A 25,076-nucleotide genomic window follows, 5' to 3' on the forward strand; every position below is an offset into this window, starting at 1 on the left:
AGGTTTAACTCCCGCCTTTCCGCTTGTCGCCCTCGACCAGGGCGGTGACGACACCGTGGAGGGTGCGGACCTCCTGCTCAGTCATCTCCATCCGCTCGAAGGCGTTGCGCAGGGTGCGGATCATCGAGGGGCGCTTGGCCTCGCTGGTGAAGAAGCCGGTACGGTCCAGCGACGCCTCCAGCCGCTCGAAGAAGTTCACCCGCTCCGCCATCGTCGCCGGACGGGTCTGGCCGGTGTGCAGGAAGCGGTCGGGCGTGCGATCGCCGGCCTGGAACCACTCGTAGCCGATCAGCAGCACCGCCTGCGCCAGATTGAGCGAAGAGAAGGCCGGGTTCAGCGGCACCGTCACCAGCGTCTGGGCAAGGGTCAGGTCGTCGTTGAACAGCCCGGTGCGCTCCGGCCCGAACATCACGCCGACCTTCTGGCCGGCGGCATAGCGCTCCCGCATCTCGCCGGCCGCGACGCGCGGGGTGACGAAGCGCTGGATCATGTCGCGGGTGCGCACCGTGGTGGCGAAGACCGACTCCAGATCGGCGACCGCCTCGGCTGTCGTCTCGAAGATCCTGGCATTGTCGATGACGAGGTCGGCCCCCGACGCCGCGGCATTCGCCTTCGGGTTCGGCCAGCCGTCCCGCGGCTTGACCAGCCGGAGGTCGGTCAGCCCGCAATTCAGCATCGCACGCGCGCAGGCGCCGATGTTCTCGCCGAGCTGCGGCTGCACCAGGATGACGGCCGGGCCGCCAAGGATCGATTCACGGGTGGGGTTCTGGCCGGAGGTCATGGGGACGATTGTGGTTGAACGATGAAGGGCGAAGACGGCCGGATTGCCGCCTATTCCTGCTGCTCCGCCGGCTCCGCCTCGGTCTTCACCGGGCCGCCATCGATGGCGGTCAGGCGCGCCTTGAGGTCGGAGACGTCGGCGAACAGACGCTTCAGACGGGCGAGGCCCTTGTATTGCTCGAAGGCGCGGGCGCGCGGCACGGCGGGATAGCCCATCCACACCGACTTCGGCGGGATGTTCATGCCGACGCCGGAATTGGCCGCCACCACCGCGTCGCTGCCGATCTTGATGTGGTCGGCGACGCCGACCTTGCCGGCCAGGACCACACGGTCGCCGATCACCGTGCTGCCGGCGATGCCGACATGGCCGCACAGCATGCAGTTGGTGCCGACCTGGACGTTGTGGCCGATCTGGACGAGGTTGTCGATCTTGGTGCCGTTGCCGATGCGGGTGGCCGTCACCGTGCCGCGGTCGATGGTGGCGCCGGCGCCGATCTCGACATCGTCGCCCAGCACGACCGTGCCGATGGAGTTCACCCGGCGGATCAGCACGTTGGTGCCGACGACGCGGCCGGTGGTCTTGGCCGATTCGACGCTGCCCGGCTCCGGGGTGACGAAGCTGAAGCCGTCATTGCCGACGGCGGCGTTGGGATGGACGATGCAGCGGGCGCCCATCTCCACCCGCTCGCCGATGCGGGCACCGGGGTGCAGCAGGCTGCCCTCGCCGATCACCGCGTCCGCCCCGACCGTGACATGCGGCAGCACGACCACACCGGCGCCGATGCGGGCGCGCGGGCCGATGTAGGCGAAGGGAGCGATGGAGGCATCGGGCGCCACCACCGCGTCGGGCGCCACATAGGCCTGGGGCGACACCCCCGGCTCGGCATGCACCGGACGTTCGAAGATGTCGAGCATCCCGGCCATGGCATAGCGCGGACGCTTCACCACGATGCGGCCCTTGATGCCCTCCGGCACCTCGACCCCTTCGGCGACGACGGCGGCGACCGCCTTGCTGCCGGGCAGCAGGGCCAGCAGATCCTTGTCCATCGCAAGCGCCAGATCCTCCGGCCCTTCCGCTTCCGACGGATGGACGGCGCGGCGGATCGTGAGGGAGCCGTCGCCTTCGACCGCGGCGCCCAGCGCTTCGGCGATCTCGGTGAGGGTACGGGGGGCGTGGATCATGATGGGACGCACCGGTGTCAGGGTCTTGCATGGGGGCCGTCCTGGCAGACGGCGCGGCGGACCCTAACACGGGCGTCCGGCGGATGGCGAGGTGTCAGAACGCGGTGCCGGGCTGCACAGTCGCCGCCGGCCCGCCCTTGGCTTCCGGCCGCAGCCAGCCCTTCACCCGCGCCTTCATCCGCCGCAGCAGCGGCTGGCGCGCCTGGACCGCATAGTATTTCCGCACCGTCTCCAGGATCTCCCAGGTGCCGGTGAAGCCCATCGGCAGCACCAGCGCGTCGCCGGCCTTGTATTCCCGCGGGGTTCCGCCCTCCGGCGTGATGATCACCCGGCCCGACAGCAGGACGCAGAACTCATGATAGGGCCAGTCCTTCATCGCGACGAGGCCAGGCGTGCACTGCCACACCCCCGACCGGAAGCGGCTGTAGTCGCCCTCGAAGATGTTGCGGTGAATCTCCAGCGGCTGGCCGGACAGGATGGCACCGAAGACCGCCGGCTTGCCGACCTCGTCGTCGGCGATGCGGTGGCTGTCGATGGGAATGGGGGTGTGATCCGGCATCGGCTCTCCCGGTCAGGGGTTGGAGGGAGGGGCACACAGGGCCGAAGGCCCGTCAGCGCTCCTGCGCAACACCCCACCCCGCCAAAGGTTCCCGGCGGATCGGAAAAAAACATCAGCCGCCGAGATTGACGATCTCCACCCGCCGGTTGGCCGCGGCCTTCGGCTGGTCGGGCAGCAGCAGTTCACGCGCGCCCATGCCGGACGCCTCCAGCCGGTCGGCGTGGATGTGGTGACGAGACACCAGATACTCGACCACCGCCGCCGCCCGCCGCTTGGACAAAGAGAGGTTGGCCGCGTCGCCGCCGACCGCGTCGGTGTGGCCGACGATGCGGAAGCGGGTGGTGCCGGCCGCCCCCATCACCGCCGCCACCTTGTCCAGAATCTCCCGCGATTCCGGCCGGATGACGGCGGAGTTGAAGTCGAACTCCACCCGGAAGGCGGCGCGCAGTTCCGGTGCCTGCATGGCGGTCGGTCCGGGCAGCGGCGGCACCGTCACCGGTCCCGGCCGCTGACCGGGGGATGCGGCGGGGGATGTGGCCGGCGGCGGGGCGGCCGGTCGCTGCATCGCCACCGGCGGGCAGTTGGGTCCGGTGGTGCCGAGGAGCGCCGCCTGGATCTCGCACTCGCTGGGATTCGGCCCCATCGGGGTCGCCGGGCCGGGCAGCCCCTGGGCAAGGCCTGCAGCAGGTGACGTCAGCCAGACACAAACGCCGAGCGCCAGAACCAGCCGCATGGCCGCATTGTTCGGACCGCGGACGGTCGCTTCAAATTGCGCGTGGAACAGTCCTGCGTGCATCTGTACGATCCCGGTCCGTATCTTTCGTATAGGGCGCTTGGGAGGAAACAAGCATGAAATCGCTGAAGGCTCTGCTCGCCGGCATCGCGCTGGCCGCTCTGACGGTTCCGGCTCTGGTTGCCGGTGCGGCGAACGCTGCCGACTACAAGGCGGAGTACAAGCTTTCGACCGTTCTGGGCAAGCCCTTCCCCTGGGGTGTCGGCGGCGACCGCTGGGCCGAACTGGTCAAGGAGAAGACCGGCGGCCGCATCAACATCAAGATGTATCCCGGCACCTCGCTGGTGAACGGCGACCAGACCAAGGAGTTTACGGCACTCCGCCAGGGCACCATCGACATGGCGGTCGGCTCCACCATCAACTGGTCGCCGCAGGTGAAGGAGCTGAACCTCTTCTCCCTGCCCTTCCTGATGCCCGACCACAAGGCGCTGGATGCTTTGACCCAGGGCGAGGTCGGCAAGACGCTGTTCGAGCTGCTCGCCACCAAGGACGTGGTGCCGCTGGCCTGGGGTGAGAACGGCTTCCGCGAGATCTCCAACTCCAAGCACCCGATCCGCACGCCAGCCGACCTGAAGGGGCTGAAGATCCGCGTCGTCGGCTCGCCGCTCTACCTCGACACCTTCACCGCACTCGGCGCCAACCCGACGCAGATGAGCTGGGCCGACGCCCAGCCGGCCCTGTCGACCGGCGCCGTCGACGGGCAGGAAAACCCGCTGGCGATCTTCGTCGCCGCCAAGCTCGCCACGCTGGGCCAGAAGAACCTGACCCTGTGGGGCTATGTCGCCGATCCGCTGATCTTCGTGGTCAACAAAGAGGTTTGGGCCAGCTGGTCGAAGGAGGACCAGGAGGCCGTGCGCGCCGCCGCCGTCCAGGCCGCCGCCGAAGAGGTCGCGATCTCCCGCAAGGGCATCACCGCCGAGGACGACAGCCTGCTGAAGGAGATCACCGCCCAGGGCGTCGAGGTGGTTCGCCTGACGCCGGACCAACAGAAGGCCTTCCAGACCGCCACCCAGCCGGTCTTCGACAAGTGGGCCAAGCAGATCGGCCCCGATCTGGTGAAGGCGGCCCAGGCCGCCATCGGCGAGCGGAAATGACTGTCCGTGCGCTTGGCTGACGACTACGGCGCCCTGCGGGGCGCCGTTTTCAGGCCCAATTGTTTGACTTGTTTTTTTTTAAGCCCTTAAGGCACTTGCTTGTGATGCGTGCCCAGGCGGATTGCGCTACAACTCCCCCAGGGCCGAATGGTTTGCGGAGCGGGCGCGTATGACGTCGGAAATGCTGCTGGCGCTGTTCAGCATCGGCGCCACCCTGCTGTTTCTGGGCATCCGCCGCGGCCTGATCCTGCGGACGGACCGGGAAATCCGCCGCTGCGGCGCGGCCCTGACCGCCGAACGCGACGCGCTGGAACTCCAGGCCAACGAGTTGGAGGCCATGCAGGCCGAAATCGAGGCGACGAAGGCAAGGCTGGTGGAGCTGTCGACCGACAAGCTGGTCCTGAACCGCCGCAGCGGCAAGCGCACCGCCGCCGCGCGCCGCTTCATCCACGAGATCGGCCGGCCGGAGCCGGGGCGCAACCATTTCACCTTCCGTTTGGCGATGACCCCCGGCTTCACCGCCCGGCCCGATGCCAAGGCGGTGGTCCACCCCGCCATCTGGCGCTTCGGAAACGAGGCGCAGGTCTGGGCCTCCGACTTCGCCGCCGCCCAGATGCTGACCCGCAACATCTTCCACGAAGGCGTGGGCGTCACCGTCTCCAGCGAGGAGGCCGACGAAGACGCTGTGGCCGGGGCCTCCGCACCATGAGCCCCGTGTGGGTTCTGGGAGCCGTCACCAGCTTGGTGATCGGCGTGCTGGCAGAGCGCATCCTCGGCATGCGCGCCCGCCGGCAGTCGGAGAAGCTGACCGCGCTGAAGGAGCGGCTGGACGTCTATGCCAACTACGCCAAGCTAGCCTCGGTCCGCCGGGTGGAGGCGGAGGAAACCCTCGCCGGCCTGCGCCACGAGGCGGCGGAGGTCGAGGGCGAGATTTTGTCTTTGCAGTCGGCGGCCACCGACGATGCCGCCCTGACGCCGATGGAGTTCTATTGCGTCGACCGCGTCGCCCGGTCCAGCGGCCCGCTGTGGTATGTCGCGGTGGAGGCGCTGGACGCCACCGCCCCCTGGACCGGCATCCGCACCTACGCCATTGCCGCGGAAAGTGCGGAAGACGCCCGCAAGCGGATCGTCGAGCGCCACCCCTCCCCCACCGCCTTCACCATCTCCCCCGCCGCCCCGCTGGTGCTGCCGGAGCGGTGAGGGTGGTCGTGCCGTTGGGGGTGAGAACCTGACACGACAAAGAAAAAGGGGCGCCCCACCGGAGCGCCCCTTTTCCCCGTGAAACCTGCCGTCAGGCGTTGTTCATGCGGTTGTCGATCAGGTCGGTCACCACGCCCGGATCGGCCAGCGTCGAGGTGTCGCCCAGGCTGTCATGCTCGTTCGCGGCGATCTTGCGCAGGATGCGGCGCATGATCTTGCCGGAACGGGTCTTCGGCAGGCCGGGGGCCCACTGGATCAGGTCGGGCGAGGCGATCGGGCCGATCTCCTTGCGGACCCAGGCGACCAGTTCCTTGCGCAACTCCTCGGTCGGAGTCTCGCCGGCGTTCAGCGTGACGTAGGCGTAGATGCCCTGGCCCTTCAGGTCGTGCGGATAGCCGACGACCGCGGCCTCGGCGACCTTCGGGTGGGCGACCAGCGCGCTCTCGACCTCTGCGGTGCCCATGCGGTGGCCGGACACGTTGATGACGTCGTCGACGCGGCCGGTGATCCAGTAATAGCCATCGGCGTCGCGGCGGCAGCCGTCACCGGTGAAATACTTGCCGGCGAAGGTCGAGAAGTAGGTCTGGATGAAGCGCTCGTGGTCGCCATAGACCGTGCGCATCATGCCGGGCCAGGCATCGGCGATGCAGAGGTTGCCCTCGGTCTCGCCTTCCAGGATCTGGCCTTCGTTGTCGACGACGACCGGCTGGACGCCAAAGAACGGCTTGGTGGCGGAGCCCGGCTTCTGGCCGATGGCGCCGACCAGCGGGCTGATCAGGATGCCGCCGGTCTCCGTCTGCCACCAGGTGTCGACGATCGGGCAGCGGGCGTCGCCGACCACATTGTAGTACCACAGCCACGCTTCCGGATTGATCGGTTCGCCGACCGAACCCAGCACGCGGAGCGAGGCGCGCGAGGTCGTCTTCACCGGTCCTTCGCCTTCACGCATCAGCGAGCGGATGGCGGTCGGGGCGGTGTAGAAGATGTTGACCTTGTGCTTGTCGATGACCTGCCAGAAGCGCGAGACGTCCGGGTAGGTCGGGATGCCTTCGAACATCAGCGTGGTGGCGCCGTTGGCGAGCGGGCCATAGACGATGTAGCTGTGGCCGGTGACCCAGCCCACGTCGGCCGTGCACCAGTAGACCTCGCCGTCCTTGTAGTCGAAGACATACTGATGGGTCATCGACGCATAGACGAGATAGCCGCCGGTGGTGTGCAGCACGCCCTTCGGCTTGCCGGTCGAGCCGGAAGTGTAGAGGATGAACAGCGGATCCTCGGCGTTCATCTCCTCCGGCGGGCAGTCGGCGGAGACGCTCTCCATCTCCTCGTGGTACCAAAGGTCGCGGCCCTCGGTCCAGGCGACGTTGCCGCCGGTGTGCTTGACCACCAGCACATGCTTGACCGTCGGCGCGCCGGCCACCGCCTTGTCGGCGTTGGCCTTCAGCGGCACCTTGCGGCCGCCGCGCAGGCCCTCGTCGGAGGTGATGACGAAATGGCTGTCGCAGTCGACGATGCGGTCCTTCAGGCTGTCGGGCGAGAAGCCGCCGAAGACGATGGAGTGGATGGCGCCGATGCGGGTGCAGGCCAGCATCGCATAGGCGGCTTCCGGGATCATCGGCAGATAGATGGTGACGCGGTCGCCCTTCTTGACGCCGTTCTTCTTCAGCACGTTGGCGAGACGGCAGACCTTCTCGTGCAGCTCCTTGTAGGTGATGGCCTTGGAAACGCCGGGATCGTCGCCTTCGAACAGGATCGCGGTCTGGTCGCCGCGGGTCGCCAGATGGCGGTCGATGCAGTTGGCCGACACGTTCAGCGTGCCGTCGTAGAACCAGCGGATATGGACGTCGTCGTTGAAATTGACGTCCTTCACCTTGCTGTAGGGCTGGATCCAGTCGAGCCGCTTGCCCTGTTCGCCCCAGAACGCCTCGGGGTCCTTGACCGACTGCTCGTACATGCGGGCATAGGCTTCCGCATTCACGTGGGCGGCGGCCGCGATCTCGGGCTTCACCGGAAAGAAGCTGTTGTCGGTCATGAGTGCGATTCCCCCGTGGTGCTTCCGAATTGGCCGGAAGATGATTGGAGGGCGGCGGGCCGCCGCCCGGAATTGAGCGGCATTATCCACACAAGTTGCGGGACGAACAAGCAGATCGGCCCCCGCAGGCCCCCCGACCAAAGGAGGATTGTGTCGCTGATTTTGCAGCGCGAGACTGTTTCTTCCCCAAGCATACCGAGGCATGCCAATGCCTCCGTGACCGCGCCGCCAACCGGGCCGGAAGGGCGGCGGTCCCGTTCCGCGACCATCCGCCGCGCCGCGGCGCAGCATGGAGGGCAGCATTCGGGGATGTCTGTCCTGTAACGGACGATCCCTTGCTTAACCCGACCTTAACCCGCCGGCAGCTATAGAGTTGCTGCATCACGGTAACGATCAGCGGCGGCAAGGATCGCAATGCCCAGCACCACCAACGCGGACGATCTTCCGAAAGCCGGCGACCGCAGCGACCGTCTCGCCGGCATGGCCGACCGCACCAGCCTGATGGCCATCGACGCCACGCTGCGCGCGCTCGGCGGCCCCATGAGCGCCATCTCGGCAGCCGGCATGGCGGACATCGCCCGGCGCATGATGCAGGCGACCAACGACTTCCATGCGGCGATGCAGGAAGCGGCGGAGTAGGTCTTTCACCGAAGCAACCGGGCAGCGGAGAGCGGGGCCGCTTTCGCCCCGCCTTACGCCCCTCAGGCCGGCACGCCGACCCCTGCCAGATCGCACACCCGCGCCCACTCCTCGTCGGTGACCGGGCAGACCGACAGCCGCGACTGACGCACCAGCGCCATCGACTGAAGATGCGGATCGGCCTTGATCTGCTTCAGCGTGACGGGTGTCTTCACCGGCATCACCGGCGCCACGTCGACCATGCCGAAGCGGCCGGCCTCGTCGCTGGGGTCCGGGTAATAGGTGCGGACGATCTCGACGATGCCGACGATCTCCAGACCTTCGTTGGAGTGATAGAAGAAGGCGCGGTCGCCCACCTCCATCGCCTTCAGATTGTTGGACGCCTGGTAATTGCGCACCCCGTCCCAATGGGTCCGGCCATCGGCGACCATGCGGTCCCAGGAATATTTGAACGGCTCGGATTTCACCAGCCAGTAGGCCATCGCCAGCGCTCTCCCGCTCAGGCCTTGGGATAGACGCGGCGCCAGGGCCGGATCGTCACGCTGTCGAACAGGCCGGCCTTGGCATAGGGGTCGCCGTCGGCGAACGCCTGCGCGGCGGCGGCATCGGCGCACTCGACGATCAGCAGGCTGCCGACCATGCCGCTCTGGTCGTCCGACAGCAGCGGGCCGGCGGCGAAGAGGCGGGCGGCATTGGCTTCCAGATAGGCCAGATGCTCGGTACGGTTGGCGGCGCGGACATCGGCGGCGCCCGCCTTGTCGACGCAATGGAACATGAACAGCATGCGGTTCGCTCCTTCACACGGTGGAGCGGGAGCCTAGATCGGATCGCGAAAAATCGGAATCGATTTGAAGCGTAAAGCCGATCGCAAAAATCTAAACGCAGGGGAAGCCGGGGGGAAAGCGTCGGCTGACAGTTCACGCCACCACGCGCGGGCGGCGCGGCGGCGCCTTGCCGCCCTTGCAGGGCGAATATCCGCCGGGGGCGATGCGGCCCAGGCGGATACCGGTGCGCTCGATCTCGCCGAAGCCGCCCAACCCCATCTCCAGCGCCGCGGCCAGCGCGATGCGGCCGCAGGCCTCGGCGTCGCTGCCGGCATGATGGTGGTGGAGCGCGATCCCCAGAAAATCGGCCAGATGGTTCAGCCGGTGTCCGGTCAAGGCCGGCCAGGCCCGGCGCGCCATCATGACGGTGCAGAGAAAGTCGCAGGCCGGCAGGTCCACGCCATAGTCGGTCAGGGTATGGCGCAGCACACTGAGGTCGAAGGCGGCGTTGTGGGCCAGGATCAGCCGGCCCTGCACCCGCTCCCGCAGACCCGCCCACACCTCCGGGAATTCGGGCGCGTCGGCCACGTCCTCTTCACGGATGCCATGGATGGCGCTGTTGAAGGGGTTGAAGCGCGGCTCGCGCGGGCGGATCAGATGCTCTTCCGTCCCGGTCACGCGGCCGTTCTCGATCCAGGCAACGCCGATGGAGCAGGCGCTGGTGCGGGTCTCGTTGGCGGTCTCGAAATCGATGGCGACGGCGTGGCCGGAAATGACGGTCATTGAGATCCGATTTGTTGGCGGTTCAATCGCCGGCAGGTCAGAGGCGGAGAATGCCGGCGAGGTCGTCGGGCAGCGCGCCTTCCGCCGCCAGCACCCGCAGCTTCAGCAGGCTGGCCACCGCCATGGCGTCGGTGATGGCGCCGGACAGCACCATGTCGATCACCTCGGCGAAGGGCAGGCGGCGCACCGCCAGCACCTCGGTCTCGTCGGGCGCGGACTCGCCCTGCTCCATATCCCAGGCGACGAAGGTGTGGGCCACCTCGTCGGTGATGCAATTGGACAGGTGCAGCGTCATCAGCGGCATCCAGCGCCGCGCCGTCAGGCCGGTTTCCTCGCGCAGCTCGCGCGCGGCGGATTCCTGCGGTTCGACACCCTTGCGCCCGCCGCCCTCGGGGATTTCCCAACTGTATTGCTTCAGGGGGAAGCGGTACTGGCCGACCAGGGTCACCGTGCCGTCGGCATGGACCGGCACCACGCCGGTGGCAAGACTGCGGGGATGGACGACGCCATAGATTCCCGGAGAGCCCTTCGGGGTCAGAACCTTGTGTTCCACCACCTCCATCCAGGCATTCTCGTATTTCGTCGTGCTGGTCAGCACGGTCCAGGGATTGCCGGTGGACTCACCGGTTTCGATCGGCACGCCAAGCCCCCTTCGTCGGTTGCGTCGGGAGTATAGGGAGGCGCCCCGGCGGCCGCAATGGCCGCACAGAGCGCGACGCACAGACAAAAACTGGTAAAATTTTCCAACAATTGGCGAAAACGAAGTCGAAATCGTTAAACAATGGTTTCTTGACAGACAAATCAGGCCAACCTACTTCTAAATCACGGTGCCGGATGTCGTGACTATACCCAAAAGTGGTAGATCGGTGATCCGCCGCTTGACCTGGAAAGGGCAGATGCGTGGTGCCGCAGATCAGTCCACAGGATTTGGAGCGGTGGCGTAACCCCGACTGGCGCATCCGTTTGGCTGCGTGGTGGGAGGGCTATGACCTGTCCCGCCTGCCCCGCATTTCGAGCCGGACCGACCCACGCGCTTTGGCGGGCCGCCGGCAGCCCGGCCCGGTCGATGCAGTCGGCAGCACCACACCTCCAGCACCGCCGGCCGCAATCGCGCTGCCGGCTCCGCCCACCGGCAACCCGGACCTGGACCGGCTGGCGTTGATGCAACTCGACCGTCACGGCGAGCCGGTCTGGTCGCCGGCGCGCAGCGAGGGCGCGCAGCTTCTGTGGGGCCAGGACATGACCGGGCCGGAGGAAGCGGCGTGGATGGTCGATTCCGTCCGCTCCTTCGGGCTGAACCCGGCCAAGAGCGTGCTGGACCTGTCGGCCGGCCTGGGCGGCACCGCCCGCGCGCTGGTGCAAAGCTGCGACACCTGGGTAACCGGGCTGGAGCCGTCGCCGCTGCTGGCGAAGCTGGCCATGGACCGGTCGAAGGTGCTGGGCCTATCGAAGAAGGCGCCCATCGCCCATTACGACCCGGAGCATTTCAACCAGGCCGGCAGCTTCGACCTCGTGATGGCCGACCGCATCCTCCACCGTGTGCGCGACAAGGACCTGTTCCTCGACCGGCTCGGCGACTGCGTGAAGCCCAAGGGCGGCATCGCCCTGTACGACTATGTGATCGACGGCACCCCCAGCTCCTGGGACAGCTGGAACGGCTGGCGGGAGGAGGAGCCGATGGAGGTCTATCCCTGGACCGCCACCCGCATGGCCGACGAACTGACCCAGCGCAACCTCGACCTCCGCATTTCGGAGGATCTGACCCAGCTGCACCGCCGCCACATCATCGACCGCGTGCGCAAGCTGGCCGACACGCTGGCCGCGGCCGTGCCGCCGGCCCCGGTGCTGGCCGCACTGAAGCGCGAACTGGCACTGTGGTGGGCACGGCTGCGGGTGCTGGGCAGCGGCCTGCGCTTCGTCCGCTATGTGGCGATGAAGCCGGCGTGACGAAGCCCGCCCGATAGGATGGCGTGAGGGTCGCCGCAGCGTATCGGATCAGTGGATCAGCCCGATGCGGTCGAGCCGCAGGGCCGCCGGCCAGCGGGCCGGTTCGTCCAGCGCGGTTGGGTCGACGGAGAAATGCCGCAGGTCGGCCCGGCCGATGAGGTTTTCGGCGGGAACGAAGCCGACGCCGCCGGCCGTTGCCGCAACCCGGCTGTCCAGCGAATTGCTGCGGTTGTCACCCAGCATGAAGTAATGGCCATCCGGCACCCGAAGCGGTGGGGTGTCGTCCAGGCCGTCGCGCCCGGCCACATGCAGGACACGGTGCGTCGGACCATCCGGCAGATGCTCCACATATTGCGGGATGGTCCGGCGGGCACCGTCGGCTCCCGTCTCGACGAAATCTTCCAGGCGCTCCAGCGCCGCCGGCTGGCCGTTCACATGCAGAACGCCGTCCCGCATCTGCACCACCTCGCCCGGCAGCCCGACGAGCCGCTTCACATAGACCTGCTCCGGGTCGCGCGGCAGACGGAAGACGGCGATGTCGCCACGCTCCGGCGCATGGCCCAGCACCCGCCCGGCGATGGGAAGCGCGTCGAGCGGGAAGGAATAGCGGCTGTATCCGTAGGGGAACTTGCTGGCGAACAGGAAATCGCCGACCTCCAGCGTCGGCTCCATCGATCCCGACGGGACGTGGAAAGGCTGCGCCACCACCGAGCGGGCCCCAAGCGCCAGCAGCCCCGCGACCGTGACCGTGCGGACCATCTCCCAATGACCGCTCTTGCCCGTCACCGCCCGCCTCCGTCCATGTGTCGCCGCGGGCAGACTAGCCGGACAAGCACCTCGCTGAAAGCTATATGCAATTCCGGACGGCATAAAACTTTGTAATGTATGGACCACCGCACCGTAATCGTTTCCAGTATCCAGGCACACGCCAAGTCCTGCCCCATGGATTGGACTTCCACCTCGTCTTGCGGCAGGGGTCATCCGGTGCGTTGATAGACCGGCCTCGCGCCCTACATCTTGGCTGTATGGCGCGTCCTGTCCGGCGGCCGTCCGGTCCATCCCCGGTCCATCCGACGAGAAGCATCTTCCCCCAGGCATCCGTCCCGGTGCCCGCCCGAACCGAAAGCCACGATCCGGACTGCCGGGTCCAAAAGCCACAGAAGCCAAGGAGTCTTTCCCGTGACCACCTTCACCGGTCAAGATTCACTCAAGACCCGCCGCTCGCTCAGCGCGGGCGGCAAGAGCTACGACTATTTCAGCCTGAAGGCCGCCGAGGAGGCAGGTCTCGGCGATCTGTCGCGGCTGCCGTTCTCGATGAAGGTGCTGCTGGAAAACCTGCTGCGGTTCGAGGATGGGCGCACCGTCTCCGTCGACGACGTGAAGGCGGTGGCCCAATGGCTGGTCGACAAGCGGTCCGACCGTGAAATCGCCTATCGCCCGGCCCGTGTGCTGATGCAGGACTTCACCGGCGTGCCGGCGGTCTGCGATCTGGCGGCGATGCGCGAGGCAATGGCGTCGCTGGGCGGCGACCCGACGAAGATCAACCCGCTGGTGCCGGTCGATCTGGTCATCGACCATTCGGTGATGGTCGATTACTTCGGTGGCGCCGAGGCCTTCCAGAAGAACGTCGATCTGGAGTTCGAACGCAACCTGGAACGCTACGAGTTCCTGCGCTGGGGCCAGAAGGCCTTCGACAATTTCCGCGTGGTGCCGCCGGGCACCGGCATCTGTCATCAGGTCAACACCGAATATCTGGCCCAGGTCGTGTGGACCGACGGCGACCCGTCGGGCAAGCCGGTGGCCTATCCCGACACGCTGGTCGGCACCGACAGCCACACCACGATGGTGAACGGCCTGTCCGTGCTGGGCTGGGGCGTCGGCGGCATCGAGGCGGAGGCCGCGATGCTGGGCCAGCCGATCTCCATGCTGATCCCGGAGGTCGTCGGCTTCAAGCTGACCGGCCGGCTCAAGGAGGGCATGACCGCCACCGATCTGGTGCTGACCGTCACCCAGATGCTGCGAAAGAAGGGCGTGGTCGGCAAGTTCGTCGAGTTCTTCGGGCCGGGCCTGGACAGCATGACGCTGCCCGACCGCGCCACCATCGGCAACATGGCGCCGGAATATGGCGCGACCTGCGGCATCTTCCCCATCGACGCCGAGACCATCCGCTACCTGACCTTCACCGGCCGCGATCCCGACCGCGTGGCGCTGGTCGAGGCTTATGCCAAAGCCCAGGGCATGTGGCGCGAGCCGAACAGCCCCGATCCGGTCTTCACCGACGTGCTCGAACTGGACATGGGCACGGTGGAGCCGTCGCTGGCCGGTCCGAAGCGTCCGCAGGACCGCGTGCCGCTGTCGGCGGTGGCGCAAGGCTTCGCCAAGGACATGACCGAGGCCTACAAGGCTGACGACTCGAAGAAGGCGGTTCCGGTGAAGGGCGCCGATTACAGCCTGGAACAGGGCGCCGTCGTCATCGCCGCCATCACCTCCTGCACCAACACCTCCAACCCGGCGGTGCTGATCGCCGCCGGTTTGCTGGCCAAAAAGGCGGTGGAAAAGGGGCTGAAGCAGAAGCCGTGGGTCAAGACCTCCCTGGCGCCGGGCTCCCAGGTGGTCACCGACTATCTCGCCAAGGCCGGTTTGCAGCCCTATCTCGACCGCATCGGCTTCAACATCGTCGGCTATGGCTGCACCACCTGCATCGGCAACTCCGGCCCGCTGCCCGACGCCATCGCCGCGGCCGTGGAGGACGGCAACCTCGTGGTCGGCGCCGTGCTGTCGGGCAACCGCAACTTCGAGGGCCGCGTCAACCCGCACACCCGCGCCAACTACCTCGCCTCGCCGCCGCTGTGCGTCGCCTATGCGCTGGCCGGCAACCTGAACATCGACCTGACGACCGATCCGCTGGGCATCGGCACCGACGGCCAGCCGGTCTATCTCAAGGACGTCTGGCCGAGCAACCGCGAGGTGCAGGACGCCATCGACGCCTCGCTGACCGCCGAGATGTTCCGCAGCCGCTATTCCGACGTGTTCAAGGGTCCGGAACAGTGGCAGGCCATCGCCACGGCGGAAGGCCAGACCTACCAGTGGCAGGACGGCTCCACCTATGTGAAGCTGCCGCCCTTCTTCACCGGCCTGACCAAGACGCCGGACCCGGTGTCGGACGTGCGCGGCGCGCGGGCGCTGGCGGTGCTGGGCGATTCCATCACCACCGACCACATCTCCCCCGCCGGCTCGATCAAGAAGACCAGCCCGGCCGGCGAGTACCTGCTGAGCTATCAGGTGCGTCCGCAGGACTTCAACAGCTACGGCGCCCGCCGCGGCAACCATGAAGTCATGATGCGCGGCACCTTCGCCAACATCCGCATCCGCAACGAGCTGATCCCCGGCGTCGAAGGCGGCGAGACCAAGCATTACCCGTCGGGCGAACGGCTGCCGATCTACACCGCCGCCATGCGCTACGCCGACGAGGGCGTGCCGCTGGTCGTCGTCGCCGGCAAGGAATACGGCACGGGGTCGAGCCGCGACTGGGCGGCAAAGGGCACCAGGCTGCTGGGTATCCGCGCGGTGATCGCCGAGAGCTTCGAGCGCATCCACCGCTCCAACCTCGTCGGGATGGGCATCCTGCCCTTGCAGTTCAAGGACGGCCTGACCCGCAACGACCTGAAGCTGGACGGATCGGAACGCTTCGACATCGCCGGCATCGAACAGGATCTGCGGCCGCGCAAGGACGTCGCCCTGACCCTGACCCGCGCCGACGGCACGGTGGAGACCTACCCGCTGCTGCTACGCATCGATACGCTGGACGAGGTGGAGTATTACCGGAACGGCGGCGTGCTGAACTTCGTGCTGAGGAATCTGGCGAAGTAAGGCTGCCGGAGTTCGGATAAGGCAAGGGCCGCGTCCCGGTGGGGGAGCGGCCCTTTTTGCTGCCGAGGAAAACCGAACCGGCGCATCACGCCGCCCCGGCGCTCGCCATCATGCGGCGGAGGTCGTTGGGGAAGACCGGCTTGTGCAGGATGCGGAAGCCGCGGCGTTCGGCTTCTTCCTGGCGTTCGGAGCTGGTGTCGCCGGTCAGGATGATGCCGGGAACCGACTGGCCCAGCATGGTCTGGACCGCACAGACCGCCTCCGGACCGGTGCGGCCCTGCTGGAGCTGGTAGTCGGCCAGCACGATCTGCGGGCAGCGGCCGTCGGCGCGCAGCCGTTCCAGCGCCTGATCGCCCGACTTAGCGGTTAGCACGTCATAGCCCCAGCCTTCCAGGATCGCCTTGAGGCCGAGCAGGATGATCGCCTCGTCGTCGATCACCAGCACCATGCCCTTGGCGGATCCGGCCGCAACTGCGGCAGCCGGCGCGGCAATCGTCTTGGTCGCCCCGCCAGCGCTCCGCCCACCGCCGAAGGCGTTGGCGATGGCGCTGATCGCCTGCCCCCGATCGTTCGCGGCATTGGCCGCCGCCGCATCGTTGGCGATGGACCGGCGCGCGAGCGTCGCGGCGGCGGCGGCGGTGCCGCTGGCCGGACGCGGGTTGCCCAGGATCACCCGCGGCAGCTCGACCGCGAAGACCGACCCCTTGCCCTCCCACGAGCGCACCGTCACCGGATGGCCGAGCAGCCGCGACAGCCGCTTGACGATGGCCAGCCCCAGGCCGAGGCCGCGTTCGCTGCGCTCGCCCAGTTGGGTGAATTCCTCGAAGATGTCTTCCAGCCGGTCGGCGGGGATGCCGGCGCCGGTGTCCCACACCTCCACCCGCATGCCGGACGGCGTCCGGCGGCAACCCAGCAGCACCTTGCCCCTGGTGGTGTAGCGCAACGCGTTCTCGACGAGGTTGCGCAGGATGCGCTCCAGATGGGCCGGATCGGTGCGGACCCAGGCGCGCGTCGGCACGGCGCGCAGCACCAACCCCTTCTGGGCGGCGCGCGGGCCGTATTCGGCGACCAGCCGGCCGAGCATCTGGTTCAGCCGTACTTCCACCGGCGTGGCGACGATCTTGCCGGATTCCAGCCGCGACATGTCCAGGAGACCGTCCAGCAGGCTCTTCAGCGTGTCCAGCCCCTGGCGGATGTTGTCGAGGATCGGCAGCGCCGCATGACCCTGCAACCGGTCGCTCAACGCCGCGGTGAAGAGATAGAGCGACTGCACCGGCTGGCGCAGGTCGTGGCTGGCGGCGGCGAGGAACTTGGACTTGCCGTCGTTGGCCTGATCGGCCTCCTCCCGCGCACGGCGCAGTTCGGCCTCGGCCTTCTTGCGGTCGGTGACCTCGACGGCGGCGCAGGTGACGCCCTCGACACGGCCGGAGGGATCGAGCAGCGGATCGACGGTCAGGTCGAAGAAGCGATCCTCGCCCTTGCAGTGGATGCGCACCTCCTCCCGCGCGCCGACGCCGCTCTCCATCACCCGGCGCTTCAGCGCCATCATGCCGTCGGCATCCTCACGCTGGCTGCACAGGTCGGCGTCGGTACGGCCGATCAGTGCGTCGGGAGAGAAGCCGAGCCATTCCGAATGCGCCCAGCTGTAGCGCAGGTCGCGGTCCTGGTTGAGCACCACCACGCCGGAATTGCGCAAGCCGGTGCGCACGCGCTCCTCGGCGACACGCAGCGCCTCCTCGGTGCGCTTGCGTTCGGTGATGTCGATGCCGGTGGCGATCAGGTGGGTGACATGGCCGTCGGCATCGACCATCGGGGTCAGGTTGACGTCCACCGTCATCTCCCGCGGAGTGGTGTCCCGCCCGGTGGCGACGCGCAGCCCGGCGTCGAAGCGGGAGGACCGTCCGCCGGCGCCCAGCGCCAGCGCCTGCCGCAACCGCTCCCGCCCGGCCTCGTCGAAGGACAGCCAGCAGATCTCGTCGAAGGGGCGGCCGACGATGCGGGCGGGCGGCAGCCCGGCGGCATCGGCGGCGGCACGGTTGACCTGGGCCACCGCCCCGTCCGGCGTCAGCACGCCGACATAGGCCGGCAGCGCGTCCAGCACGGCGCGGATGTGGCTTTCGGACTGGCGCAGCGCCGCTTCACGCGCCTCCAGCCGTTCAGCCATCATGTCGAAGGCGTAGCCGAGCTGTCCGATCTCCGACGAGCGGTCGGACAGCTTCACCCGGGTGGCGGTCTTGCCCTCGCTCCAGTCGCGGGCGGCGGAAACCAGCGCATCGACCGGGCGGCGGATGAACAGGGTACCGCCGATCCAGGCGGCGGCGGCGGCGACCAGGAAGCCCGACAGTGTCATCAGCAGCCCGTCCCGGGTGGCGCGGTCCACCGCGCCCATGGCGGCGCCGCGGTCGACGCCGACGCTGATGAACAGGTCGCGGATGCCGGCGGCCGGCGGGGAGAAGGCAAGGATGCGCGACACGCCGTCCAGTCCGGGCAGCATGGTCACGCCGGCTTCCCGTTCCGACAGAAGCCCCAGATAGCTGTCCGGCAGCCGTTCGCCGGCGCGGCCCTGGGTGCCCGGCAGCTTCACCAGGATGGTGCCGGAGCGGTCGGCGACGGTCAGGGTGGTGTTGTCCGGCATCGGACGGGAGGCGAAGAGGGCGGTCAGCCGCGGGACGTCGAGCGACAGGGCGACCACGCCGGCCCGCCGGCCGTCGCTGTCCGAATAGGGAGCGGCGACCGGCAGTTCGCCGCCGTCGGCGCCGGAATGGGTGATCGTCCATTCGCCGACGGCGAAACGGCCCTGCGCCATCGCCCGGCGGAAATGCGGCTGGACGCTCAGAGAGGCACCGATGCGCGACGGATCGGCGCTGCACAGGATGCGCCCCTCGGTATCGGTGATCGACAGGGTGCGGTAGTCGGCGGAACGGGTCGCCAGCCGCTCCAGATAGGTCTGGCAGCTGTCGGCCTCGCCCCGGCGCAGGAAGCGCGCCTCGGTCACCGCGGTGACCATCAGGCGGGCGCTGTCGATGAGACGGAAATGCTCGCTTTCGACCTGCCGGAGAAGCCGTTCGGCCTGGAGTGTCACCTCGCCTTCGCGCTCCGCCCGCTGTTCGAGCACGCTGTAGATCTGGATGCCGATCGCCGGCAGCACCGCGAGCAGGACCAGGATGAAGAGGCGTGCCAGAAGGGTCATGACGTAGACGAGGCTCCTCCGCAAAGCCGACCGGATGAAACGACGGATGCGCCACCCTGCGGCAGGCCTATCGCTAACGCACTTATGGTTAAGCGGCGGTTAATTTAGAAAAGAATGAGCCGGAACAGAGGGGAGAAGCCGATCGAACGGCTGTTATCCTCTCCCAATTTGCCGCCAACTGCAGGGCATTTACATCAAAAACCAAAACATACCACCATCGAGTGGTTACGGTCGAAAGGGATATGCACCGCAGCCTGCTTGAATTCGCGTCATTGCAGTGTTCAAGGACTTCCGATGCAACTGGAATCCCGATGCAGCTCCATCGATGGAACAGGCTGCGGGGTGGGCTGTTGAAGCCTTGCAATGACCACACCCTTCCTCCTCCCCCCGCTCCGCACCACGTCCCAGGGCACGCCGCGCCGCGTGGGGGTGGAACTTGAATTCGCCGATCTGGACGCGCCGTCGGCCGCAGCCTGCGTGCACCGGCTGTTCGGCGGCACCGTCACCGTCGAGAACCCGCACCGATGTCTGGTGACGGAGACGCGGCTCGGCGACTTCACGGTCGAACTGGACATGCGCTCCGCCCACAAGGGCAAGGGGGGTGCGGCGATCCTCGACCCGCTGCGGCCGTTGTGGGGCAACATCGGCAGTCTGGTGATGCCCTTCGAGATCGCCGCCCCGCCGGTGACGGTGGATCAGATGCCGGAGTTGGAGGAGATGGTCGCCCGCCTGCGCGCGCTTGGTGCCGCCGGGACGGAGGCCAGCCCGCTGTTCGCCTTCGGCCTGCATTTCAATCCGGAGGTGGCGCGGACCGATGGCGATTACCTGCTGGACATGCTGAAGGCCTTCCTGCTGCTGGCCCCTTGGCTGCGGCGGGAAATCCGGGTCGACGTCACCCGGCGCCTGTCCGGCTTCATCGCCGCCTTCCCGACGCCCTATACCGCAAAGGTCGTCGATCCTGCCTATCGTCCCGACCTGGGCGGGCTGATCGACGATTATCTGGCCGACAACCCAACCCGAAACCGCGAGCTGGACCTGTTCCCGCTGTTCGCCCATCTCGACCGCGACCGTCTGGCCGCGGCGATGGAGGATCCGCATGTCCGCCCGCGCCCGACCTTCCATTACCGGCTGCCGAACGCACGGCTGAGCGATCCCGGCTGGTCGCTCGCCGCCGACTGGAACCGCTGGGTGGCGGTGGAGCGGCTGGCCGCCGACCGCGCGCTGCTGGACGGCCTCGGCACCGAGTACCGCCGGGCGGCCGAAGCGCAGCAGCTCGACGGCTGGGCCGGGCGCATCGACGCCGTGCTGGCCGCCAATCCGGGCATTCACGGTGACCACGCAGGCAGCGCCGGACAAGCGGATGGAACCGACGGCCCCGCCCGTCAGGCCGGCTGAGGGAGTTTTCCATGGCAGCCATCGTCGGCAGGTCCCGGCCGCTGGTCGGCATCACCGCCTCGATCCATGGCAGCCGCATCGCCGCCATGGCCAACCGGCTTGCCCTGTGGCGGGCCGGCGCGTCGTCGGTCCGCATCACCGCCGAGTTCCCCTTCCCCATCGACCGGCTGGACGCGCTGGTCGTCGGCGGCGGCGACGACATCGACGCCTCGCTCTACGGCGAATCCGCCCGTCCGCAAATCCGCATCGATCCCGAACGCGACCGGTTGGAGATGCTGGCGCTCGACTGCGCCGCCAAGATCGGACTGCCGGTGCTGGGCATCTGCCGCGGCTCGCAGATGATCAACGTCCACCGTGGTGGCTCGCTCCACGTCGACATCCACGAGATCTACGAGGAAGCGCCGCATATGCGCACCGTGCTGCCGCGCAAGCGCATCCGGATCGCGCCGGACAGCCGGCTCTACCGCATCCTCGGCATCGCCGAATGCCGCGTGAACGCCCTGCACCACCAGTCGGTGGACCGCGTCGGCGACGGCCTGCGCGTCGTCGCCCGCGAACGCGCCGGCATCGTCCAGGGCATCGAGGCGCCGAACGAGCCCTTCATGATCGGCGTGCAGTGGCATCCGGAATATCTGGTTGCGGACAGCCGGCAGCAGGCCCTGTTCCGCCGTCTGGTCGAAACCGCCGCCGGCACAGCCCCGCTGGACGAACTCGTCGAGAGTCCCGCCCGCCGCCCGGCCCGCGCATCCAGCTGATACTCCCTCAGTCCATCTTTTACCGTGCGCCATGATGGTGACGCGGCGGCATCCTGCCGCCACCACCTGCCGGACGGATCGCAACACCGGAACGACGTGCAAAAACGACGCGGGCGCCGCCGGAGGGATGGCTCCGGGGCGCCCGCGGTTTTGCCGCAACGGGAGGCGTGTTACTTGCTACCGTTGTCCGGGCCGCAGTTCGGGGTGCCCGGCGGGCAGTGGGTACCGGTGGCGGTCTGGTTGTCGCGCGGAACGTTGCTGCCGGTGTTGTTGCCCATGCCCGACGGGGCGGTGGTCACACCCGGCACCGGCGAGGTCGAGGAGCCCGACATGGTGCCCGTGGTGCCGGTCGAACCCGACATGCCCGCACCGCCCGTCGTGGAGCCGGCCGACGGCGAGGTGGTGGCGCCCGGCGGGGTGTGGACGATGCCGTCCGGCCCGACGTTGGTGGTGCTGCTCGGAGCGGTGGTGTATGCGCCGCTGCCCTTGACGGCGCCGGGGTTGGCTTGCTGAGCGGTCTGGGCCATGGCCGGGGCGGCCATCAGGAGAACTGCCGAAACAGCACCGATCATCAGGTTACGCATCCTCGAACTCCTTCATGGTGGCAACGCCTCGCATTTGGGCGTCTTTGGAACGGGACGGACGCCGTGTTTGGAGCCGCAATCGGCGTCCGGTCAGGGCGTCGTTGTCTTTCATGGGTTTAGAACAGGGCAATCGGGGCATGATCTCGGTCGGTCCCTGTTCTTTTTTTGAAAAACGCCGGCAAAAGAGCGGCAAAAACGCGTCCGGCGGGTTCCTTCGGCCAGCCACCGAAGCACAGCCTGCGAGGCGGGAACAACAGACGCGTCATAGGGTTCAAGCCGCGAGGCGGATGGTCCGCGCAAAGCCTCCCGACGCGTTCTCAACGAGGGTTCCAGCCGTGCCAGACGCCTCCCAGGATGCCGCCCATCACTTCGGACCCTATGATCCCGATATGTCCCCGGTGCTCCATCCCGGCCGGACCTGCTGGCGGACCGAGCGGGCCGGGCGGGTGGCGGTGCTGGTCGACGGCGCCGATTACTTCGTTGCCGCCCGCGCTGCCATGGAGCAGGCGAAGCGGTCGATCCTGCTGGTCGGCTGGGACATCGACCCGCGCATGCGCCTGGATCCCGAAAGCCAAGAGACGCTGGGCCGCTTTCTCGCCCGGCTGATGCGGTTGCGGCCCGGGCTGCATGTCCGGGCGCTGAAATGGGACATGCCCTTTCCCATCGCGCTCGACCATCCGCACGAGCCGCTGGAGCGGCTGGACCGCAGCACCGGCCGCCGGCTGAACGCCCGGCTCGACGGGGAGCTGCCGGTCGGCGCCGCCCAGCACCAGAAGCTGCTGGTGATCGACGATGCCCTGGCCTTCTGCGGCGGGATAGATTTCTCCTTCGACCGCTGGGACACGTCGGAGCATCTTGATGACGACCCGCGCCGCCGCTGCCCGAACGGCGAGCCCTATGGCCCGCGCCACGACGTGATGATGATGGTCGACGGCGATGCCGCCCGTGCCCTGTCCGAACTGGCGCGGGAGCGCTGGCGTTGCGCCACCGGCGAGGTGCTGGAGCCCTGCCCGCCGCCCGACACCGACCGGGCCGATCAGGATCCCTGGCCGGACTGTCCCCTGCCCGACTGCGCCAGCCCGATCCTGACGGACGCGCGGATCGGCATCTCCCGCACCGTGCCGGAAATCGACGGGCGGCCGGCGATTCGCGAGAGCGAGGCGCTGACCTTCGCCGCCATCGCTGCGGCAGAACGCACCATCTATCTGGAGAACCAGTATTTCGCCTCCGCCCGCGTCGCCGAGGCGCTGGCCCGCCGGCTGGCCGAGCCCGACGGGCCGGAGGTGGTGCTGGTGGTGTCGATGGAAAGCCCGAGCTGGTTCGACCGCATGGCGATGGACACACCGCGCTCGGTGGCCTTGCGCTGCCTGCGCGAAGCCGACCGCTACGGCCGGCTGCGTGCCCTGACCCCGGTGACGAAGGGCGGCGGGCCGGTGATCGTCCATTCCAAGGTGGTGGCGGTGGACGGCCGACTGCTGCGCATCGGCTCGTCCAACCTGAACAACCGGTCGATGGGCTATGACAGCGAGTGCGACCTGACCATCGAGGCGCCGCGGGAGGACGGGCCGGAGCGGACCTGCGCGGAAGCCGCGATCATCGGCGTGCGCAACCGCCTGCTGGCCGAGCATATGGGCATCGACCGGACCCGGCTGGAGGCGGAGCTCCAGGTGACCGGCAGCGTCGTCGCCGCCATCGACCGACTCTGCCCGCAGTCCGGCCGCCGGCTGGCCGAACTGCCCGCCAGCGATCCCAGCCTGACCGAACAGGCCTTCGCCGTCCTGCGCATCGCCGATCCCGACGACCCGAACGAGGCCTGGGCGCCGTGGAAGCGCCTGCCGCCGCCGCGCTCCGCCCTGCGCGCCGCCGCCGCCGCTCTGTTGACGGTCGGGCTGGCCGCCGGGGTCTGGGGTGTGATCCGCAACGGACGCGAAAAAGCCCGCCCCGCGCGCGACTGACCGTCACGCAAGGGGCGGGCCCAATTTCCGAAATCCCCTCTCCCACCGTGTGAGAGGGGATTTCCATGTCGGGACTTATCGCGTCTCCGCGACGCGGCCGTCGTCGGAGATGACGATCTCGACGCGGCGGTTCTGCTGGCGGCCGGCATCGGTGTTGTTGGCAGCCACCGGCTGCGCCTCGCCCATGCCCTGGGTGACGATGCGCGCCGGAGAGACGCCGCGCATGGTCAGGGCGTCGCGGACGGAGTTGGCGCGGGCTTCCGACAGGCGCAGGTTGGTGGTGTCGCTGCCGGTGCTGTCGGTGTGGCCCTCGATCCGGATGGTGCGGCCGGGCTGGGATTGCAGGAACTGGGCGAGCCGGTCGATGCGCTCATAGGCGCCGGGGGTCAGCTCCGCCCGGCCGGTGGCGAACAGGATGTCGCCCAGCGTCATGACCAGACCACGTTCGGTCCGCTGCGCCTGGAGGTCGCGCAGCTGCTGCTCCAACTCGGTGTTGCGAGCCTGGAGGCGGTAGGTGTCGGCGTTGGCGACCACGGTCTGGGCGCCCTTCACCCCGGCCGTCTCCTGGGCGATCTGCACCCGGCGGCTGACGATGTAGGCCTGGTGATCGACCTCGGCGGCGTCGGCGCCCTGGTCGCGCATCGCCTCGGCACGGCGCAGGGCCGTCTCGGCGTCGCGCAGCTGCAATGGGGCGTTGCCCGCGACCTGCGGGTTGGCGGCGGCAAGGCTGTAATCCTGCCGCGCCTGGGTCAGGGCGGCGCTGTCGGTCGGCTGGGTGGCGCAACCGGCCAGCCCGAGGCCGAGACCCGCGAGGACAAGAATGCTGCGGGAAGCGAACGCGGTCATTGACGCACCTCCGGATAGCTGTAACCCCAGCTGTTGCCGCCGCCGGTTCCGACGCCTGAACCGCCCACCGAGCCGCCAACCGTGCCGAGCGAACCGGCAGGTGCCGGCGGAACCGCGGACGGAGCCGGATAGCTGGAGCCGCTCATCCCGGAACCGCCATAGCCGGCCCCGCCGGACGGCGTGCCGCCCAGCGTCGAGCCGCTGTAGACCGGCGCCACGTTCGGCGCGGCGGCCGACCGCGGGCTGTTGGGGATCGCGGACTTGGCCACTGCGGTGGCCGCCTGCTGAGTCACCGCGCGCTGCGAGGTCACCGTCGCCAGCTCGGCATCGACGCGGGCCTCCTCGGCGAGGCGGCGGGCGCGGGTGCGCTCGTCGGCGCGCATGGCCTTGTCGGCAGAGGCCAGCTTGTCGCGGGCGCTCTGCAACGCCACCGGGGCATATTGCAGGGCGTTGGCGCGCTCGGCCTCCTGCACCGCCTGGGACGCGGCGCCGAGCTGGGCGGTGGGCGGCGGCACGTCGGAGGCGCAGGCGGCCATGCCGAGCGCCGCCGACAACACGGCGGCGGCTCGCCACCGGTTCGTCATTGCGGATTTGCGGGTCATCTGGTCGGTTCCTTTCGGATCGGGCTTCACGCCGGAAACCGGGGGCGGGCCAAGGTCGCGTCCCCTCAAAGTCATGTCCTTTCGGCCATGGCCTTTCGGGATGTCT

23 protein-coding genes are annotated in these 25,076 nt (G+C 68.3%); 9 read left to right on the top strand and 14 right to left on the bottom strand.

Going from position 1 to position 25,076, the window contains the following annotated elements:
* Positions 1-4: 4 nt before the first annotated feature.
* The 4 genes from ACWPN3_RS21075 to ACWPN3_RS21090 all read right to left on the bottom strand — a co-directional run bounded on the left by ACWPN3_RS21075 (position 5) and on the right by ACWPN3_RS21090 (position 3,317).
* Complete coding sequence (locus ACWPN3_RS21075) at positions 5-781, bottom strand: RNA methyltransferase (RefSeq protein WP_109445505.1); 777 nt, start codon at positions 779-781, stop codon at positions 5-7.
* Between the two features lie 50 nt (positions 782-831).
* Positions 832-1,962 (bottom strand): UDP-3-O-(3-hydroxymyristoyl)glucosamine N-acyltransferase, encoded by a 1,131-nt coding sequence (locus ACWPN3_RS21080; protein ID WP_492261726.1) that lies wholly within the window; start codon positions 1,960-1,962, stop codon positions 832-834.
* Between the two features lie 94 nt (positions 1,963-2,056).
* On the bottom strand, positions 2,057-2,521 hold the full coding sequence (locus tag ACWPN3_RS21085; RefSeq protein WP_492241047.1) for a cupin domain-containing protein: 465 nt from the start codon (positions 2,519-2,521) through the stop codon (positions 2,057-2,059).
* Positions 2,522-2,633: 112 nt separating this feature from the next.
* Positions 2,634-3,317, bottom strand: a complete 684-nt coding sequence (locus ACWPN3_RS21090) for an OmpA family protein (RefSeq protein WP_492241048.1) — start codon at positions 3,315-3,317, stop codon at positions 2,634-2,636.
* Between the two features lie 53 nt (positions 3,318-3,370).
* Between ACWPN3_RS21090 and ACWPN3_RS21095 the strand changes: the two genes are divergently transcribed.
* The 3 genes from ACWPN3_RS21095 to ACWPN3_RS21105 all read left to right on the top strand — a co-directional run bounded on the left by ACWPN3_RS21095 (position 3,371) and on the right by ACWPN3_RS21105 (position 5,608).
* Positions 3,371-4,408 carry a DctP family TRAP transporter solute-binding subunit gene (locus ACWPN3_RS21095; RefSeq protein WP_492241049.1) on the top strand — a complete coding sequence of 346 codons (1,038 nt, stop codon included), beginning with the start codon at positions 3,371-3,373 and terminating at the stop codon, positions 4,406-4,408.
* A gap of 169 nt (positions 4,409-4,577) precedes the next feature.
* The gene (locus ACWPN3_RS21100; RefSeq protein WP_492241050.1) at positions 4,578-5,117 is read left to right on the top strand and encodes a hypothetical protein; all 540 of its coding nucleotides are present in this window, start codon (positions 4,578-4,580) and stop codon (positions 5,115-5,117) included.
* On the top strand, positions 5,114-5,608 hold the full coding sequence (locus ACWPN3_RS21105; RefSeq protein WP_109445495.1) for a hypothetical protein: 495 nt from the start codon (positions 5,114-5,116) through the stop codon (positions 5,606-5,608). Before ACWPN3_RS21100 ends, ACWPN3_RS21105 begins: the two co-directional genes overlap by 4 nt.
* A 91-nt stretch (positions 5,609-5,699) precedes the next feature.
* Here the strand turns inward: ACWPN3_RS21105 and acs are convergent, their stop codons facing one another.
* On the bottom strand, positions 5,700-7,640 hold the full coding sequence (gene acs / locus ACWPN3_RS21110) for an acetate--CoA ligase (protein ID WP_492241051.1): 1,941 nt from the start codon (positions 7,638-7,640) through the stop codon (positions 5,700-5,702).
* Positions 7,641-8,054: 414 nt separating this feature from the next.
* On the opposite strand from acs, the gene ACWPN3_RS21115 reads away from it, so the two are divergent.
* Positions 8,055-8,279 (top strand): hypothetical protein, encoded by a 225-nt coding sequence (locus tag ACWPN3_RS21115; protein ID WP_492241052.1) that lies wholly within the window; start codon positions 8,055-8,057, stop codon positions 8,277-8,279.
* A gap of 62 nt (positions 8,280-8,341) precedes the next feature.
* Here ACWPN3_RS21115 and ACWPN3_RS21120 read toward each other — a convergent pair whose 3' ends face one another.
* From ACWPN3_RS21120 to ACWPN3_RS21135, 4 genes are all read right to left on the bottom strand, one after another.
* Positions 8,342-8,761 (bottom strand): EVE domain-containing protein, encoded by a 420-nt coding sequence (locus tag ACWPN3_RS21120; RefSeq protein ID WP_109445492.1) that lies wholly within the window; start codon positions 8,759-8,761, stop codon positions 8,342-8,344.
* A gap of 17 nt (positions 8,762-8,778) precedes the next feature.
* A complete protein-coding gene (locus ACWPN3_RS21125) occupies positions 8,779-9,063 on the bottom strand; it encodes a YciI family protein (RefSeq protein ID WP_109445491.1) in 285 nt (94 codons plus the stop codon).
* Between the two features lie 133 nt (positions 9,064-9,196).
* Positions 9,197-9,826 carry a 3'-5' exonuclease gene (locus tag ACWPN3_RS21130; protein WP_492241053.1) on the bottom strand — a complete coding sequence of 210 codons (630 nt, stop codon included), beginning with the start codon at positions 9,824-9,826 and terminating at the stop codon, positions 9,197-9,199.
* A gap of 37 nt (positions 9,827-9,863) precedes the next feature.
* Positions 9,864-10,466, bottom strand: coding sequence for an NUDIX domain-containing protein (locus ACWPN3_RS21135; RefSeq protein WP_109445489.1), 603 nt, complete (start codon positions 10,464-10,466; stop codon positions 9,864-9,866).
* Positions 10,467-10,726: 260 nt separating this feature from the next.
* On the opposite strand from ACWPN3_RS21135, the gene ACWPN3_RS21140 reads away from it, so the two are divergent.
* The gene (locus ACWPN3_RS21140) at positions 10,727-11,773 is read left to right on the top strand and encodes a class I SAM-dependent methyltransferase (protein ID WP_492241054.1); all 1,047 of its coding nucleotides are present in this window, start codon (positions 10,727-10,729) and stop codon (positions 11,771-11,773) included.
* 48 nt (positions 11,774-11,821) lie between these two features.
* On the opposite strand, the gene lepB is transcribed toward ACWPN3_RS21140, so the two are convergent.
* Complete coding sequence (gene lepB, locus ACWPN3_RS21145; protein WP_492241055.1) at positions 11,822-12,559, bottom strand: signal peptidase I; 738 nt, start codon at positions 12,557-12,559, stop codon at positions 11,822-11,824.
* A 393-nt stretch (positions 12,560-12,952) separates the two neighbouring features.
* On the opposite strand from lepB, the gene acnA reads away from it, so the two are divergent.
* Positions 12,953-15,643, top strand: coding sequence for an aconitate hydratase AcnA (acnA, locus tag ACWPN3_RS21150; RefSeq protein WP_492241056.1), 2,691 nt, complete (start codon positions 12,953-12,955; stop codon positions 15,641-15,643).
* Positions 15,644-15,728: 85 nt separating this feature from the next.
* Here the strand turns inward: acnA and ACWPN3_RS21155 are convergent, their stop codons facing one another.
* Positions 15,729-18,833, bottom strand: a complete 3,105-nt coding sequence (locus ACWPN3_RS21155; protein WP_492241057.1) for a PAS domain-containing protein — start codon at positions 18,831-18,833, stop codon at positions 15,729-15,731.
* Positions 18,834-19,196: 363 nt separating this feature from the next.
* Between ACWPN3_RS21155 and ACWPN3_RS21160 the strand changes: the two genes are divergently transcribed.
* The gene (locus ACWPN3_RS21160) at positions 19,197-20,228 is read left to right on the top strand and encodes an amidoligase family protein (RefSeq protein ID WP_492241058.1); all 1,032 of its coding nucleotides are present in this window, start codon (positions 19,197-19,199) and stop codon (positions 20,226-20,228) included.
* 11 nt (positions 20,229-20,239) lie between these two features.
* Complete coding sequence (locus ACWPN3_RS21165) at positions 20,240-20,983, top strand: gamma-glutamyl-gamma-aminobutyrate hydrolase family protein (protein WP_492261727.1); 744 nt, start codon at positions 20,240-20,242, stop codon at positions 20,981-20,983.
* A gap of 170 nt (positions 20,984-21,153) precedes the next feature.
* On the opposite strand, the gene ACWPN3_RS21170 is transcribed toward ACWPN3_RS21165, so the two are convergent.
* On the bottom strand, positions 21,154-21,567 hold the full coding sequence (locus ACWPN3_RS21170; RefSeq protein WP_492241059.1) for a hypothetical protein: 414 nt from the start codon (positions 21,565-21,567) through the stop codon (positions 21,154-21,156).
* Between the two features lie 389 nt (positions 21,568-21,956).
* Here ACWPN3_RS21170 and ACWPN3_RS21175 point away from each other — a divergent pair, with 389 nt between their 5' ends.
* Complete coding sequence (locus tag ACWPN3_RS21175) at positions 21,957-23,522, top strand: phospholipase D-like domain-containing protein (RefSeq protein ID WP_492241060.1); 1,566 nt, start codon at positions 21,957-21,959, stop codon at positions 23,520-23,522.
* A 75-nt stretch (positions 23,523-23,597) separates the two neighbouring features.
* Here the strand turns inward: ACWPN3_RS21175 and ACWPN3_RS21180 are convergent, their stop codons facing one another.
* Positions 23,598-24,368, bottom strand: a complete 771-nt coding sequence (locus ACWPN3_RS21180) for an OmpA family protein (RefSeq protein ID WP_109445480.1) — start codon at positions 24,366-24,368, stop codon at positions 23,598-23,600.
* Positions 24,365-24,970, bottom strand: coding sequence for a DUF4398 domain-containing protein (locus ACWPN3_RS21185; RefSeq protein WP_109445479.1), 606 nt, complete (start codon positions 24,968-24,970; stop codon positions 24,365-24,367). The genes ACWPN3_RS21180 and ACWPN3_RS21185 overlap by 4 nt, the downstream gene beginning before the upstream one ends.
* Positions 24,971-25,076: the final 106 nt, after the last annotated feature.

It is taken from the genome of Azospirillum sp. UENF 111221, assembly GCF_058780625.1.

What these genes read in the sequence shown, in the direction of transcription:
- ACWPN3_RS21160 (WP_492241058.1), top strand. Translation starts at nt 19,197, where the DNA reads ATGACCACACCCTTCCTCCTCCCCCCGCTCCGCACCACGTCCCAGGGC.
- ACWPN3_RS21080 (WP_492261726.1), bottom strand. Translation starts at nt 1,962, where the DNA reads ATGATCCACGCCCCCCGTACCCTCACCGAGATCGCCGAAGCGCTGGGC.
- ACWPN3_RS21100 (WP_492241050.1), top strand. Translation starts at nt 4,578, where the DNA reads ATGACGTCGGAAATGCTGCTGGCGCTGTTCAGCATCGGCGCCACCCTG.
- ACWPN3_RS21090 (WP_492241048.1), bottom strand. Translation starts at nt 3,317, where the DNA reads ATGCACGCAGGACTGTTCCACGCGCAATTTGAAGCGACCGTCCGCGGT.
- ACWPN3_RS21185 (WP_109445479.1), bottom strand. Translation starts at nt 24,970, where the DNA reads ATGACCCGCAAATCCGCAATGACGAACCGGTGGCGAGCCGCCGCCGTG.
- ACWPN3_RS21155 (WP_492241057.1), bottom strand. Translation starts at nt 18,833, where the DNA reads ATGACCCTTCTGGCACGCCTCTTCATCCTGGTCCTGCTCGCGGTGCTG.
- ACWPN3_RS21180 (WP_109445480.1), bottom strand. Translation starts at nt 24,368, where the DNA reads ATGACCGCGTTCGCTTCCCGCAGCATTCTTGTCCTCGCGGGTCTCGGC.
- ACWPN3_RS21165 (WP_492261727.1), top strand. Translation starts at nt 20,240, where the DNA reads ATGGCAGCCATCGTCGGCAGGTCCCGGCCGCTGGTCGGCATCACCGCC.
- ACWPN3_RS21085 (WP_492241047.1), bottom strand. Translation starts at nt 2,521, where the DNA reads ATGCCGGATCACACCCCCATTCCCATCGACAGCCACCGCATCGCCGAC.
- ACWPN3_RS21130 (WP_492241053.1), bottom strand. Translation starts at nt 9,826, where the DNA reads ATGACCGTCATTTCCGGCCACGCCGTCGCCATCGATTTCGAGACCGCC.
- ACWPN3_RS21105 (WP_109445495.1), top strand. Translation starts at nt 5,114, where the DNA reads ATGAGCCCCGTGTGGGTTCTGGGAGCCGTCACCAGCTTGGTGATCGGC.
- ACWPN3_RS21075 (WP_109445505.1), bottom strand. Translation starts at nt 781, where the DNA reads ATGACCTCCGGCCAGAACCCCACCCGTGAATCGATCCTTGGCGGCCCG.
- acs (WP_492241051.1), bottom strand. Translation starts at nt 7,640, where the DNA reads ATGACCGACAACAGCTTCTTTCCGGTGAAGCCCGAGATCGCGGCCGCC.
- ACWPN3_RS21120 (WP_109445492.1), bottom strand. Translation starts at nt 8,761, where the DNA reads ATGGCCTACTGGCTGGTGAAATCCGAGCCGTTCAAATATTCCTGGGAC.
- ACWPN3_RS21175 (WP_492241060.1), top strand. Translation starts at nt 21,957, where the DNA reads ATGTCCCCGGTGCTCCATCCCGGCCGGACCTGCTGGCGGACCGAGCGG.
- ACWPN3_RS21115 (WP_492241052.1), top strand. Translation starts at nt 8,055, where the DNA reads ATGCCCAGCACCACCAACGCGGACGATCTTCCGAAAGCCGGCGACCGC.
- ACWPN3_RS21095 (WP_492241049.1), top strand. Translation starts at nt 3,371, where the DNA reads ATGAAATCGCTGAAGGCTCTGCTCGCCGGCATCGCGCTGGCCGCTCTG.
- ACWPN3_RS21170 (WP_492241059.1), bottom strand. Translation starts at nt 21,567, where the DNA reads ATGCGTAACCTGATGATCGGTGCTGTTTCGGCAGTTCTCCTGATGGCC.
- ACWPN3_RS21125 (WP_109445491.1), bottom strand. Translation starts at nt 9,063, where the DNA reads ATGCTGTTCATGTTCCATTGCGTCGACAAGGCGGGCGCCGCCGATGTC.